Below are 14,399 nucleotides of genomic sequence, written 5' to 3'. Positions count from 1 at the left end.
TTCGATATTTACCTGAAATAACGTATGACAGTATGTTATCACCAAATCACTAAAGAATGGGATTTCTCACACCTATCACATACTTAGATCTTGACAGATGACTATCTTTGGCTTAACCATTTTTCGGCAACTTCAATCCGAAACAGTGCCTCAGCCTGCCAGTTCCTCTTCCGCGAGCGCCGGGCACCGGCAACCAATGAAAGCACCACACCAGCAGCCGAAGCACCCAAGGCCTGCGGATCAACCCAACGCGCCACCCGCTGCGTCCAATCAGCCAGTAGTGGGTCAATATGCTGATAGGTCTGAGGTGCTAACCCGGGAAGCACCGACATATGCCCCAGTAAGCATCCCCAATCATGAACTCGGTATCCAGGGCCTAAACTATCCACATCCAAAATCCCAGAAACGTACCCTGTCCTTGGATCAACAAAAATATTCGCCTCATAAAAATCGCCGTGAGTAGGCACGAGCGGCCCTAAATCTGCATGATCTAGTTCGTGGCGAATCTGGCGAGTAAGGTCCCGTATCCGTTGCTCCTCTTGTGGCAAAACGGTAACCGCAGCCTCGGCATAATGCTCACACCGGTCTGCCCACGCTGGCCGCGCCGGTAATCCGATGGCAACCATCGGTAACGAATCGAGAGTAGCTGCCAGGGAATCAAGCACTCCCCGCATTGTTCCGATATGCTGTGGCTCGACCCGGGCGTAGACCTTGTTTAGTGCAAGTCCAGACAGATCCGTGGTTACGATCAACCCACGCGGATCAACATCCTGCACAACCGGAGCAGGCGTTCCAGCACGCTCGAGCATCCTTAGGCGAGTCACAATCCCATCAATCTGATCGGGTCGCATCACCTTCGCCCAATGGACGGCGCCACCATCGACGTCGTCAATCCGCACCACGGCCCGGCGAGTGGGACGATACGCAATCAGTTCCGTGTCTGTTTCTCGACCTAACCAGTCATCGAGCTGATCTGGGTTGCAGGCCAACTCGAGTGCAGGAAGTTCCGGATCGTAAGGATGTTCCCACACGTGCACTCGGACATTTCGCCACGTCACCGTCCGGCCATCTACCTCATCGAGCCGGTCTTCGTTAATTCGCCCGGACGTAGCCACCACGTAGGTATCAGTCCGTCTTACGCAACCGTCGTCGTTATGATCCAACACCACGCTGTAACCAACTGAAACGCCAGCTCCGGGACGATGATGAATGGCATGCACATTCCACGACCGCACTATCCCCCGATGAGCTAACGCAACTGACAGCATCTGTGCCGCGTCGCCACCAGTTAACAAGGCTAAAACGGTACGTTCATGGGCGGCGCGTTGCCGCCGATTCGAGACACGGGTAGACGGAATAGTCACGTAACCATTTATAGAGAAGCCACACCGCGAAGTCCAACGTTAAAACCCGGCCCGCACAGTTTCACACTCTGGCGCATTGAAAGGACACCGGTACGCTGGCAGACTTGGCATATGCGAGACCTTAATGCCCTTCCTAAAGCACATCTTCATCTGCACTTCACCGGCTCCATGCGCGTATCAACATTAGCCGATATGGCTCGGGAACAAGGACTGCGCCTGCCAGAAAATCTGACGGACAACGTTTCACTACACGTGCCAGCTGATCAGCGGGGCTGGTTTCGTTTTCAGCGCTCCTACGATGCGGCACGTAAAGTCGTGCGCAGCGAACCGGCTATGCGCCGGATTGTGCGCGAAGCTACCGAAGATGATAAAGCTGAAGGCTCGCGCCGGTTGGAGATCCAGATTGACCCCACATCATATGCTCCATTTGTTGGCGGTATTACCCCAGCGTTAGAGATCGTGTTGGATGAGGCTAAGTCAGCGTCTCGCGACGTTGGTATTGAGGTTGGTGTTATTGTTGCTGCTTCGCGTATCCGTCACCCGTTAGAGGCACGTACGTTAGCTCGCCTAGCAGCAAAACATGCCGGTGATGGCCCCGGCCAAGTTGTCGGTTTCGGGTTGAGCAATGACGAACGCCGCGGAAAGACGTCGGAATGGTCGGCCGCATTCAATATTGCCCGCCGAGCTGGGCTGGCTGCTGTTCCTCATGGTGGCGAGCTACTTGGGCCGGATCATTTGCGAGAAGTCGTGGCACACCTACGCCCAGCTCGGTTAGGTCATGGCGTTCGCGCAGCAGAGGATCCGGAATTGTTGGCACGCATCGTTGATGCTGGAATTGCGTTCGAGGTGTGCCCCGCCTCAAATGTATCGCTGGGCGTTTACGGCCATAAGGATGATGTTCCGTTACGTACGCTTCTCGACGCCGGAGCCCAAGTAGCGTTGGGAGCTGACGATCCGTTGTTGTTCTTATCGCGCTTAACGGCTCAATATCAGATTGCACGCGATCTTGGGTTTGACGATTATGAGCTGGCATTATTAGCGCATTCGTCCATTAGCGCATCGCTGGCGAGCGAACAGGCCAAGAGCCAGTGGCATGACGACGTCGATGCCTGGCTGGCTATGCCTGATGGAGACACCGATGCGACTAAAGCCTGATCGGTTCAATAACTTCGTAACAGATAGTCCGCTACCGGTTCCACAACGCGCATTGGTGAAGATCGGGTCATCATTTGTTCGGGTTCACCGACTTGGCGCACCTGCTCCCGGACTCAATCGGATCGACCTCGATCGGCCGGGCGACCATCGAGTGACATTTGTTCTGGTCCACGGTATCGGGTTGTCAGCCACATACCTGTTGCCGCTTGCTGAGGAACTGAGCCATTTTGGCGAAGTCCTCATGGCAGACCTACCCGGTTTCGGAGACCTACCCGCTCCTGAGAAACCGCTAGCAATCGGTGATTTTGCGAAAATAATTGACGCCGTATTAGAGCTGAACGGTATTTCAGACCCAATTTTTGTTGGTCATTCGATGGGCGCACAGATCGTCGTCGAACTGCTTGCCAGTCGGCCAGAGAAATTCCGCCGAGCGGCACTGGTGGGTCCCCCGGTGAACGTCGTCGAACGCAATCCCGCATGGGTGGTAGCGCGATATGCTCAATCATCAGTGTTCGAACGACCCTCGCTTGTCCATATCGCCGTATGGTCGTATCTGCGGGCAGCCACAGTGTGGATGGCACGCATTATGCCACGCGTATTGGCCTACCCCATCGAGGAACGAATCACAGCGTCCAGTCCAGACGCGCGATTTGTTTTTATTCGCGGTGAGCACGATTATCTTGCGCCAAAACAGTGGCTGTCATACTTGGCGAGTAAGGTTTCTCAGGCCAGTATTTACACGATTCCAGGTGCGGCTCATTCTACGTTGTATAACGACCACCGAACAGTTAGCCACTATGTTGCAACTCTTCTCAACGAGTGCGAACGATGAATATTTGCAAACGAATACGCGACTACGCTTGGTTTGTGCGGAGCGTAGCAATTCGTCGTCGTTATCGCACTGTCGCCCAGGCCCCGGTAACAGTTGTTTTAGTTCCGGGAATTTTTGAAGGACAGTCGCAACTTGAGACGCTGGCCCAGGCGTTGAATGGGTTGGGCTACCGAATCGTGCATGTGCCAGAACTGAAACTACAAACAGCACCTACCTCCGACCTAGCCCAGATGCTACTGCGGCGGGTCGCGGAAATTAACGGCCCGGTAATCTTGTTAGCACATTCTAAAGGCGGTCTTATTGGACGCGAAGTTCTCACACATCGCAACGAACTTAACCAACTCGTTGGCATGGTTGCGATTGCTACACCGTGGCAAGGATCGTCATTGGCACGATTTTTCCCACATACTTCGGCGGTTCGTCGGCTAGCCCCGCAGGGCAGCGACATCGGGGTGACGCCACAGCCGTTGGATACTGATGAACGAATATATTCACTTATTCCTGCCTGGGACCCACACGTTCCTAATGGCTCTTATCTTCCTGGCGCTCACAATATTCGACTCTCAAGTGCAGGACATTTCTTGCCGCTAGGAACCCTCGAGACACAACGGTATGTAGCAGAATGTATTAAACGCCTGCTCAGAGCGCGCTAATCGAGGCTTAGACCGACGAATACCGGCTCTGGTACTAGTCTCACGCCGAATGCCTTTTGCACGCCGTCACGGACGGTTTTTGCTAGTTCGATGACGTCGGCTGCGCACGCCTGACCACGGTTAGTTAATGCCAATGAATGATCCGTCGATAACGATGCTCGATCAGACACCGCAAAACCTTTATCAAAACCGGCGTGTGAAATGAGCCAAGCAGCGGACGATTTTACATACCCCTCAATGACAGTCGGTTCACCACCAATTTGGTTAATCGTCGTGTGGTCAGTTACGGCGAACCGTGGCGCTTGTTCTGGTAACTGTTCCGCCTGCGCTGACGTCAAAATCGGATTAGTGAAGAACGATCCGGCCGAATAAGTGTTGCGATTTGCGTCATCAAGCACCATTGACTTTGATCGCCGCAGATCCAGAACTGCCTGACGAACGTCAACCGCCGGGGCTCGCTCACCCAAGTCAATACCGAGAGCTGCGGCAAGTTGACCATATTTCACGGGCGCACCTAGGGTTGCACGGCGCATGTGGAAATTAACTGATAGCACAATCCACCGGGGGCTGGGACCCCATGGGCCAGACACCATCGATGATTTGAGTAAAGAATGCCGATAGCCAAAATCAAGATCAGAGAGGAATAATGTTGTTACTCGGTGCTGTTGGCGATCGTAAACTCGCAACGATGCAATCGTTTCCGCAACTTCTTGTCCGTACGCACCAATGTTTTGGACTGGAGCTGCCCCGGCAGATCCAGGTATGCCAGAGAGAGCTTCGAGCCCCATCCATTCTTGTTCAAGGGAGTAGACGACGACGTCGTCCCACGGAGTTCCTGCAGTCACGGTCATTTGGCCACCGCCACAGCCGTCATCCATTGTGGTTGTGATGTCATGACGCATATCGCGAATAACGACACCTGCGAAATCATCATCAGCGGCGAGAATATTAGAGCCACCGCCGATCACGAGCACCGGGATTCCTTGTTGGTCAGCTGCTGCGACCGCTTCGACGATCTCCGTTTCAGTTCTAGCTTCAACCAGGTTAGCTATCGAGCCGCCAACGCCGAACGTAGTGAGCTGTGCGAGGGTCTGTGCCCCCAACTGGGCACGCGAAGAAGGAACAGCCGGTGGTACCGGACCATGACCAATCATTTCCGTAATAGAACACTCCATCGGTCTTCCTCCTTGTGACCTCTGAATCTTTCTACTCAACTATAAACCACTGCCGAATCTAAGTTCGCGAATACTTCAGTGCGAAATCTCTACCTCGCTGCCATAAAGCTTTCCATTATAAGGTCAGGAAACAAGGTAGTAGATAAGCGGGGACCCCTCCAGGTGGAGGGGTCCCCGCTTATCTAAAGACTTTATCGTGTCTCACGATGCGTCTGAGACTTCGAGCACTTTGGACAGTACTTCTTGAGCTCAAGACGATCCGGCGAGTTACGACGATTCTTCTTGGTGATGTAGTTTCGCTCCTTGCAAACCTCGCAAGCGAGGGTGATCTTGGGGCGAACGTCTGCAGACTTGCTAGCCACTGTTGTTACCTCACGTTCGGCTTGTTGAGAAGCGGGTGCTTCAATTTCGTTTGTAGCGGGGGCGGGGTTTGAACCCGCGACCTCACGATTATGAGTCGTGCGCTCTGACCAACTGAGCTACCCCGCCTCAAATTCATTTCTGGTGAAATGAATGGAGCCCCGAAAGGGAATCGAACCCTTGACCTTCTCCTTACCATGGAGACGCTCTGCCGACTGAGCTATCGGGGCAACGTTGGAAAGCTTACCAAGTGGCTCGCTCAAAAACCAACTAATAACCAAAATTCTTCAGTGGTACGTATCACCAAGAATTTTGAACTTGCTTGGACACTGTCCAAACCAGCTCGTGGCAGGTGAGGGATTTGAACCCCCGAAGGTTACCCGTCTGATTTACAGTCAGATGCATTTGGCCGCTCTGCAAACCTGCCGTACACGGTTTTTTACAACCCCGTGCGGATAACGAGATTACCAGCTCCACCCCATACCGTGTCAAACTATAAACGTAAAAACTAATGCCGTGCGCGTCACATTTTTATTTGAGCGCACTCACAGACAGGAGAAATCATGGCAGATTCATCGTTCGACGTCGTCTCTGATTACGACTACCAGGAGGCGGATAACGCAGTAAATCAAACCGCAAAAGAGATATCCCAGCGCTACGATTTCAAGAACGTTGGGGCTAGCATCAAGCTTTCTGGTGAAAGTATTACTATGACCGCCAACACACCAGAGCGCGTCTTGGCAATTTGGGACGTACTACAAACGAAACTTATTCGCCGCGGCCTATCACTCAAGCAAGTTGATGTTGGCGACGGTGAACCAAAAGCATCCGGGAAGGAATATCACCTCGTCGGCACCCTAAAGAAGGGCATCGACCAGGCCAACGCAAAGAAGATCACCAAACTCATCCGCGATGAAGGCCCTAAGTCTGTTAAAGCCCAGATCCAGGGCGACGAAGTGCGGGTTTCATCAAAGTCACGTGACGATTTACAGGCCACAATCGCTCTCCTCAAAGGAGCTCAGCTCGACGTCGCACTGCAGTTCGTCAACTACCGGTAAAAGATCCACACTGAGCTACTGAGCAGAAAAATGATGTGTGCCCGGAACTAGAATTCCGGGCACACATCACGTCGAGGAATATCAGTAGAGCTTGCCGTCGTGCTCTTCACCGCGCGAAACAGCAGTCATCGTCTCGCGTTCAACAACCTTGATACGCTCGCGGCCAGCTTCGGCACCGAGCGCCTTTTCAAAGTCCTCCAGATGGTGCCAACCTTCCCAATCGGTATAACGCACTCCACGCCCGTCTAGAACCTCTTGTGTAGCCTCCCAGCCAACGTTCTCCGTCGACGCATGAAGCTTGCCAGCCTTATAGTCATCAATCAGGTTAGAAATAGTTTCTTGCGCATCCGACTTGGTCGAACCAATCAGGCCAACAGGACCACGCTTTATCCATCCAGTAGCATACATTCCGGTAACTACAGCGCCGTCACTGTCAACAACGCGGCCACCCTCGTTTGGAACAATGCATCGCTTAGCGTCAAACGGCACCCCCGGAATCGGAGACGACGCATATCCGATCGCACGATAGACAGCCTGAACTGGATAATCGATAAATTCTCCAGTACCCTTAACCGACTGATCGCCTTGCAATTCCATGCGTTCCATCCGAATACCCTCAACATGCTCGTCGCCAAGAATTTCTGCGGGCGCTTGAAGCATATGAATATGGATGCGGCGCGACGCCGTTAAATCCTCAGCTTCTTGGAATGCGTAATTCGTTAGCTGATCCACAACCTGACGAGCCATCTTAGACTCATCCATGGCTTGCTCCGAACCGGCGTCGTAATCAAAATCATCTGGATAAACCACGATGTCAACATCAGGTACATGCCCTAATTCACGCAATTCCATCGGCGTGAATTTCACCTGGGCCGGACCACGCCGGCCAAAGACATGAACATCAGTAATCGGCGACTTGCGCAAACCCTGCTCTACATTTTCCGGAATCTCAGTGCTCATGAGATCATCCGGGTGCTTGGCCAAAATTCGAGCGACGTCCAATGCCACGTTTCCCACGCCGAGTACCGCGACTTCTTTCGCTTCTAACGGCCAAGTACGCGGAACATCTGGGTGCCCATCATACCAGTACACAAAATCGGCAGCACCATAGACTTCGGGAAGATCTGCACCTGGAATATCGAACGGACGGTCACGATCCGCACCGGTTGCCAGGAGCACCGCATCGTAATGCTCATGCAGCTCGTCAAATGTGACGTCTTTACCAATTTCAACGTTTCCTACGAGGCGGATATCGCCACGCTGTAAAACATTATAAAGCGCTGTAATAATCGCCTTGATTCGAGGATGATCTGGAGCTACTCCGTATCGAACTAGCCCGTATGGCGCTGGCAATTTTTCATACAGATCAATCTGCACATCGAGATCTGATTTCGATAAAATATCGGAAGCATAGATGCCTGCAGGGCCAGCACCGATGACCGCTACCTGAAGTGGACGTTGAGTCACGATTACCTCTTTCAGCCGTTCTCAACGGCCGTTGTCAGTTGTTGTAAGAAACCACAAGCAATACTAGCGGACTAACCCCATACATCTGAACAGAGCGTGACCATATCGACACCACATTGTATAGCGGTGAGGGGATACGCGCCCATTGGCACATACCCCCTCACTTGCACTCAGTTACTGGACGTTAGGCAACATCGCCTGGTCCATGCTCAACCGTCTTTGCATCTAGACGGATAACACCGTACGTCCAGCCGTGACGACGATACGCCGCGCATGGCTGTGATGTTTCCTCATCAATGAATAAGAAGAATGGGTGTCCAACCAGTTCCATCTCGTCTACTGCTTGCTCAACCGACATTGGCCGAGCTTCGTAGAGCTTCTGGCGAACGATAACTGGAGAGTCACCAACTCGAGTTTCAATTTCTTCGCCGACGACGGTGGGGTGAGTTGGCGTCTCAGGCTCCACTTTTGCTCCGGCATGGGCAGATTTTGCCTCTGCTAACAACTCATCTACATTCAATTCTTCGGCGGGAAGATCACGAACCACATGATGTTTGTGATCCTTCATTCTCTCACTCTTGCGGCGGAGGCGCTCAAAGAGCTTCTGAGCCACCATATCTACCGCAGCATACCGATCAGATGTAGCCGCCTCAGCGCGCACCACTGGCCCCTTATCACGGACAGTTATTTCGATGCGCTCAGAAACTTCCGCCTGAGCTGGATTGGGCTCATGTGTCACTTCAACTTCTACGCGTTGTGCACGCGGAGCAAACTGTTCGATCTTTGCCAGCTTCTCTTCAACGAAAGCTCGGAAGTTGTCACTAACTTCGGCATTGCGGCCTTTAACTACGAATTCCACGATGACCTCCTTGGGTCGTGAGGGTAGCATCACCACGGATGCTACGTTGAGGGACTAAACTCGCGTGATGCGAGAAAAACACCAATCACCCGCTTTCACATCTGAGTAAACCCATAACTATCTATTGATTTACTCTCTTGCAAGTACCTTCAGTATAGTGCCTCACGTCACAGAATGAAACTATTTAGGGATCCAGCACATGCTTTTCAGCGGATAGCATACAGCTCCCAATCTCTAATACGCGCCTACGGATGGTCTGTTACAGCCAAAACAACCGCTCCTACAACCCGGCCACCAGCTTGAGTTATCGCTTTTTGAGCACCGTTAAGTGTTGCCCCCGTCGTCAAAACATCATCAACAAGAATAACGTCCCTACCAGAAAAGTCTCGCACAGCATATTGTTCACGACTCTTAACTGCACGATCCCGAGCATTACGCAACCGCAAACGAGTATTGCCTTTACGGAGACCATCAACAACTGGAGCGCCCATCTGTTTTCCAACACTACGGGCAATTACACCGGTGACAAAACGGCCTTGGTGTTTGCGTGCCCTCGACGATGCCACCGGAACAATAACCACGCGATCCCACCGAGCTGCCGGAAATGCACCATCGATGTCCAGCTCCGATAGGATGCCCAACACCAGCTGTGCGAACGCACAATCCAAACGTCGATCTGCGCGATTCTTCCAAGCAATCACAGAATCTGCAACAACGCCTTGATACCAGGCTTTCCCCCAAACAGGAAAAACCGCGATATCTTCACCAGCTGCATCCACTTGTAGCAAATACTGTGCATTACTCTCTGCCCGCCACCAAGGCCCCGACCACGCCGTCATACACCTGTCACACAGACTTTCATCTTCTGCTCCGCAACCAACACACCAACGTGGAAACACAATGTCTACACACCGCGCATAGAACTGGCGAATGGCATGATACACAGGCACGGATTTCACCCTGGGTAAGTTGGCATCGTCACGTCCTCAAGAACCTTACGCCAACCTCCCGCATCGTAGGCATAGACATCATGGTGAATCGTCTGAAGCAAAATTGATTCATCATTGCGCCCAGCCGTCACACTTGTCATATCCTCAAGCGACGACATAACTGAGATGTTTTCGCCTAACGGAACTGAGTACAGAGCGTTAATGGAAGCAGTTTGGCTCTTGCCAATCACCACAAGGCGGGTACTGGAAATCCACGATAGGTCAGTGACATCAACAAGTCGCTGACCCACCCGGATTGGTTCCGTGACAGACTGTGGGACACCGCTACTATTGCGGACAATACCACCAATCAAGATTTGGGATACCCCATCGTGATCCACAACTACTGCAAGACGTGCACCTTCGCGCGAAACCGCTATTGCTCGAACTTTCAGTCCTTCTAGCCACGGCACGGCAACTTCGAATGTTTGACCTGAATCTAGGGCAACAGCCTTAACTGATCGCTCGGCGGATCTTTCCACTGCCCAGATGAAGTCGTCGCGATCAATAGAAGGAGTAACAAATGCGGTACCAGATAATAATGTATCAACCTGACCCGTCATCGAAATCCGATAGAGCGTTCGTCCGTCACTTCCCACTGCCGCAAATTCTGTTAAGAATTCCCCATAAGGCGTTGCCAAGGAAGAAAGATCTAGGTTAGCAAGAGCTTCAGAATTGCTAATTACATGAATACCGTCATCCTTGACTAGGGCCGGTTTACCATTAGCGAGGACTAAAAGATCTGAACCGGAATATGGGTAAGTCGAGATATCTACTTGTTTAGAGTTGCCGATTAACGCACCATTAGCTGAGATTTCCACGCCTGATATACCTGCTACTGCGGTGAGCGTTTGGTAAAACTGAGCATAGAGTATACTTCGAGCATGCGGAGACAGCTCAGCAACATCGCTACTTAAATCAATTCGGGCAACACCGCCCTCGACATTGACAGCTGGAGAATTTAGTCGTGTTCCCGAAGGCAATAAGGTTGTGACCGATCCAGCTAGCCAAGCTGACGGGCCGTCAACGAGTCCTCGGCTCGCCGCGGACACAACCTGCGACCTCGGGTACCATCGAACATCAGTAACTAGTGCTTGTTGGTCTTGAGTTGGAAAATAAAGTGGAGTCCGGACAAACAATGTTTGAAATAAAGATTCTGGCATCGTCACACCATCAGGAACGACTGCAATGCGCCACTCGCCCGATCTTTCTCGAACCAACGAAAATTCATTCGAAAGAGTTGCATCAGCCGTCGCTGCTGTATAACGACCAGTCGAATCCAGACTTCCACCAGCACCTACTGTCACCCGGTAGGCACCGGAACGAGTCTGACTCACTTGCTGATTTTGTGAATCTGGATAGATACGCACTTGAGTGGTGGGATTCCATGTCTTCGCTACGCTTGCGGTTAAATATTGTCGAGCGACGACGAAGTCGTCCGAGAAACCAGCTGATGATGCACGCATAAAGCCGACCACAATATCTTCAGGGTCAGCACCTTCAGCTGGCCCCTGCGGATCAAGCACAATCCCACCCCCGGTTTGTTTTGGACGCTCAACAGCATGTGGACTACCCGACGTCGGAATATAGGCACAGCTTGTCAGCATGAGGATACACGCAATAAGCACCACGATTTTCTTCATTCGCTTTCCCCTTCCGGCAACAAAAACGGCTCCGGCACCTCCAATGGGAGCGGGCGAGTGAATCCTTCATTAGGAACCCGAGGAATAGTCAACAGGAAGCTGGAACCCACACCAAGTTCGCCGATCGCTTCCAACGTTCCTCCATGAATAAGTGCATCTTCTTTTGCAATGGTTAAGCCAAGCCCCGTTCCTCCTGACTTACGCACTCGAGACGAGTCTGCACGCCAGAAGCGGTCGAAAACATGTTCCGCTTGCTCTGAGCTTAGCCCTACACCGTTATCCGATACACGCACCGCTACTGCATCACGTCCGCCAACAACAGAAACCCGAACTGGTCTGCCTTCAGCATGTTCGAGCGCATTAACCACAAGGTTACGAATCACCCGCTCAATACGACGCGGTTCGACTTCCGCATAAGTATCGCCAACAACGTCTAGCCTCACAACAACGCCATTATCTGTTGCCAGCGGATCCGCCATCTCAATAACATTGTGGGCGATCGCAGAAATATCTGCACGTTGTGCAACTAACGCCATTCCGCCAGCATCATATCGCGAGATTTCCAGCAGGTCAGATAACATCGCGTCTAGATTTCGTAGTTGGGCATGTTGCAATTCAGCACTGCGTTTCAGCGCTGGTGGCAAGTCTTCACGCTTATCGTAAATAAGTTGGCCAGCCATACGAATAGTGGTAACCGGTGACCGCAACTCATGAGAAACTGCCGAAACAAAGTTTGTTTGTACCGCAGACATTCGTTCTAGCTTTGTAAACTGTTCTTCTAGCGAGGATGCCATCGTGTTAAACGACGTTCCTAGCTGCGCCAGTTCGTCAGAGCCATAAACTTTCATTCGCGAATCGAATTCGCCTTCTGTTAACCGTTGCGCGTTAGTGGCAGCTGCTCGAATTGGTCGCAAAATAAAGCGAACCATGAGCCAGGCAACAATCACGAGCAAAGCCAATAAGCTAACCATTCCAAGGGACAATGCGCGCATTGTTGCATTCAACAGATCTTGCTGATTTTTTAACGAAAAAACTGCGTACAGCTCATAATCTCCAGAACCTGGAATGCTAATCTGTTTGCCAACAATCACCCCCGGAATATCTCCTTTTTTGCCATTTGCGATCGAAACTGACTGCCAGCCCAAGTCCGCGTCACTACGTACAATTTCTCGCAATTCCGGTGTAACCAGTGATCGCACACGCGTCGTCGTCGCAGTTTCTGGCTCCAAAATAGGAGTTCCACCAAATTCTTGGCTAGGTGACCGCAATAAGACACCACCCATCAATTCACGTGCCGGATCATACAGTGACGCAACCAATTCCAACGCGACACGTTGGGATTGCGCCGTCGTGGGCGAAACTGCAACGGAAAACCGCTCCTGTGCCAACTGAGTATCCGTAGCAAAGCGCTCAATATCAACTGACACAGTCCGGTCAAATACTGCATTTTTAACCTGATAGGTAATGACTGTACCGGTTAATGCAATGCCAACAATTGATGCGCACGCAATCAGGGTCATAGTTCGCACAGCTAACGATGACTGCCACCATCTCCGATACCGCGTCAACCTATGCTCTATGCGGTCAAAAATACTGCGTTTGCGAGGCTCTTTCGCACTCACGCGTGCTACTCCTTAACGGCACCTGCCCGATAGCCTACGCCACGAACAGTTAAAACAACATCAGGATTTTCTGGATCACGTTCGACTTTCGCACGCAACCGCTGAATATGAACATTGACAAGTCGGGTATCAGCTGAATGCCGGTAACCCCACACCTGCTCCAACAGCTCTTCTCGGGAAAACACCTGATACGGTTTGCGAGCCAATACTGTCAACAGATCAAACTCTAACGGAGTCAAATGAACAAGCGAGTCTCCTCGACGCACCTCGTGCGCCTTCAAGTCGATGCTCAAATCCGCGACCCGCAACACCTCAGCTTCGTTTTCAGTACGACGCAGCCGAACTTTAACTCGTGCCAACAACACAGAATTCTCAAACGGCTTAGTCACATAATCATCAGCGCCAGCTTCAAGTCCAGCGATCACATCGACTGAATCAGTCTTCGCACTCATCATAATAATAGGAACATCGGACTCTTCACGTAGCACACGACATACGGACACCCCATCCATACCTGGCAACATCACATCAAGAAGCACTAAATCCGGATGCTCTACTTTAAACAAAGCAAGCACGTTAGATCCGTTGGCACACACCGAAACTTCATACCCTTCTGACTCCAGAAGAATTGCTACCATTTCGGAAATACCCGGATCGTCATCAACAACGAGGATTCGCATGAGGCTACCTTTCACTAAATTATCTGCGTCTAGTCTACCGGAAGGGTCCACCAAGTTTACTCGTCAGAAACTGGCATCAAATCGCTTTGTCCGTCAGCGTCATCAATAGTGTCATTTCCACCCTCAACAACAGTGAAATGCGGACGTGGCCGCGGTGTTGCCGAGATATCCATTGAGGTCCGGCGAATTTCTCGCTGTGCTGGCTGCGGTGGTGGGACATCTTTGCGTGATGCTTCACGAATCGCATCCGCGAGTGCAGTGAGGTCATCAGTAGACGGTGGCACCGGTTCGAATTCGGTTTTTAGACGGATCATCTGCCACCCTACGGGAACGGTAACGGTGTGGGCATGCTGAGAACACAAGTCAAACGCACCAGGCAACGGGACCGGTGAAAGCGGCCCAAGCACGGCGGTTGCTTGTTTGTAGTCATAGGTCATCGTGGCGACTGCCAAATTTTTACAGGCGCCTCGGCTACAGTGTCGGATTGGACTCACGCCTTCTAGTCTACATCGCTCGTCGTCTCTAGTCCCCGTGGCCTAGAA

At 51.8% G+C, this 14,399-nt stretch carries 14 protein-coding genes and 3 tRNA genes; 4 read left to right on the top strand and 13 right to left on the bottom strand.

The genetic code is table 11. The annotated features are described in order from the left end of the window. Positions 1-101: 101 nt before the first annotated feature. A complete protein-coding gene (locus tag BLT51_RS04120; protein ID WP_091280227.1) occupies positions 102-1,364 on the bottom strand; it encodes a phosphotransferase in 1,263 nt (420 codons plus the stop codon). 111 nt (positions 1,365-1,475) lie between these two features. Between BLT51_RS04120 and BLT51_RS04115 the strand changes: the two genes are divergently transcribed. Genes BLT51_RS04115 through BLT51_RS04105 form a run of 3 tightly spaced genes read left to right on the top strand, consistent with a single transcriptional unit; the run spans position 1,476 to position 4,004 of the window. Next, positions 1,476-2,519, top strand: coding sequence for an adenosine deaminase (locus tag BLT51_RS04115; protein WP_091280225.1), 1,044 nt, complete (start codon positions 1,476-1,478; stop codon positions 2,517-2,519). Then, entirely contained in the window at positions 2,503-3,351 is an 849-nt protein-coding gene (locus BLT51_RS04110) for an alpha/beta fold hydrolase (protein WP_172801317.1), read from the top strand. The genes BLT51_RS04115 and BLT51_RS04110 overlap by 17 nt, the downstream gene beginning before the upstream one ends. Beyond that, positions 3,348-4,004, top strand: a complete 657-nt coding sequence (locus BLT51_RS04105) for a lipase family protein (RefSeq protein WP_091280222.1) — start codon at positions 3,348-3,350, stop codon at positions 4,002-4,004. Before BLT51_RS04110 ends, BLT51_RS04105 begins: the two co-directional genes overlap by 4 nt. On the opposite strand, the gene BLT51_RS04100 is transcribed toward BLT51_RS04105, so the two are convergent. From BLT51_RS04100 to BLT51_RS04080, 5 genes are all read right to left on the bottom strand, one after another. Next, positions 4,001-5,179, bottom strand: a complete 1,179-nt coding sequence (locus BLT51_RS04100) for a UDP-N-acetylmuramate dehydrogenase (protein ID WP_091280221.1) — start codon at positions 5,177-5,179, stop codon at positions 4,001-4,003. The two genes, BLT51_RS04105 and BLT51_RS04100, sit on opposite strands and share 4 nt — an antisense overlap. A gap of 191 nt (positions 5,180-5,370) precedes the next feature. Then, positions 5,371-5,541: a 50S ribosomal protein L33 gene (gene rpmG / locus BLT51_RS09480; RefSeq protein WP_157672893.1), complete on the bottom strand. Its 171-nt coding sequence runs from the start codon at positions 5,539-5,541 to the stop codon at positions 5,371-5,373. A gap of 53 nt (positions 5,542-5,594) precedes the next feature. Then, positions 5,595-5,668: transfer RNA gene (locus BLT51_RS04090), tRNA-Met, on the bottom strand. A gap of 25 nt (positions 5,669-5,693) precedes the next feature. Beyond that, positions 5,694-5,769, bottom strand: a tRNA-Thr gene (locus BLT51_RS04085). Positions 5,770-5,885: 116 nt separating this feature from the next. Beyond that, a tRNA-Tyr gene (locus BLT51_RS04080) sits at positions 5,886-5,966 on the bottom strand. 136 nt (positions 5,967-6,102) lie between these two features. On the opposite strand from BLT51_RS04080, the gene BLT51_RS04075 reads away from it, so the two are divergent. Next, positions 6,103-6,597, top strand: a complete 495-nt coding sequence (locus BLT51_RS04075; protein WP_172801316.1) for a YajQ family cyclic di-GMP-binding protein — start codon at positions 6,103-6,105, stop codon at positions 6,595-6,597. 81 nt (positions 6,598-6,678) lie between these two features. Here the strand turns inward: BLT51_RS04075 and BLT51_RS04070 are convergent, their stop codons facing one another. The 7 genes from BLT51_RS04070 to BLT51_RS04040 all read right to left on the bottom strand — a co-directional run bounded on the left by BLT51_RS04070 (position 6,679) and on the right by BLT51_RS04040 (position 14,351). Then, entirely contained in the window at positions 6,679-8,064 is a 1,386-nt protein-coding gene (locus BLT51_RS04070) for an FAD-dependent oxidoreductase (RefSeq protein ID WP_091280216.1), read from the bottom strand. Positions 8,065-8,248: 184 nt separating this feature from the next. Beyond that, positions 8,249-8,923: a ribosome hibernation-promoting factor, HPF/YfiA family gene (gene hpf / locus BLT51_RS04065; RefSeq protein ID WP_231943987.1), complete on the bottom strand. Its 675-nt coding sequence runs from the start codon at positions 8,921-8,923 to the stop codon at positions 8,249-8,251. Between the two features lie 245 nt (positions 8,924-9,168). Then, positions 9,169-9,762 (bottom strand): ComF family protein, encoded by a 594-nt coding sequence (locus BLT51_RS04060; protein WP_091280212.1) that lies wholly within the window; start codon positions 9,760-9,762, stop codon positions 9,169-9,171. 116 nt (positions 9,763-9,878) lie between these two features. Then, positions 9,879-11,555, bottom strand: coding sequence for an LpqB family beta-propeller domain-containing protein (locus BLT51_RS04055; RefSeq protein WP_091280209.1), 1,677 nt, complete (start codon positions 11,553-11,555; stop codon positions 9,879-9,881). Beyond that, positions 11,552-13,177 (bottom strand): MtrAB system histidine kinase MtrB, encoded by a 1,626-nt coding sequence (gene mtrB, locus BLT51_RS04050; protein WP_091280207.1) that lies wholly within the window; start codon positions 13,175-13,177, stop codon positions 11,552-11,554. Before mtrB ends, BLT51_RS04055 begins: the two co-directional genes overlap by 4 nt. 5 nt (positions 13,178-13,182) lie before the next feature. Next, positions 13,183-13,857, bottom strand: coding sequence for an MtrAB system response regulator MtrA (gene mtrA / locus BLT51_RS04045; RefSeq protein ID WP_091280205.1), 675 nt, complete (start codon positions 13,855-13,857; stop codon positions 13,183-13,185). Positions 13,858-13,913: 56 nt separating this feature from the next. Then, a complete protein-coding gene (locus BLT51_RS04040; RefSeq protein WP_091280203.1) occupies positions 13,914-14,351 on the bottom strand; it encodes a DUF3499 domain-containing protein in 438 nt (145 codons plus the stop codon). Positions 14,352-14,399: the final 48 nt, after the last annotated feature.

The organism is Arcanobacterium phocae (assembly GCF_900105865.1).
Taxonomy (GTDB): Bacteria; Actinomycetota; Actinomycetes; order Actinomycetales; family Actinomycetaceae; genus Arcanobacterium; species Arcanobacterium phocae.
Note: the sequence above shows the minus strand (reverse complement) of the source record. Positions and strands in the feature narration are given on the sequence as shown.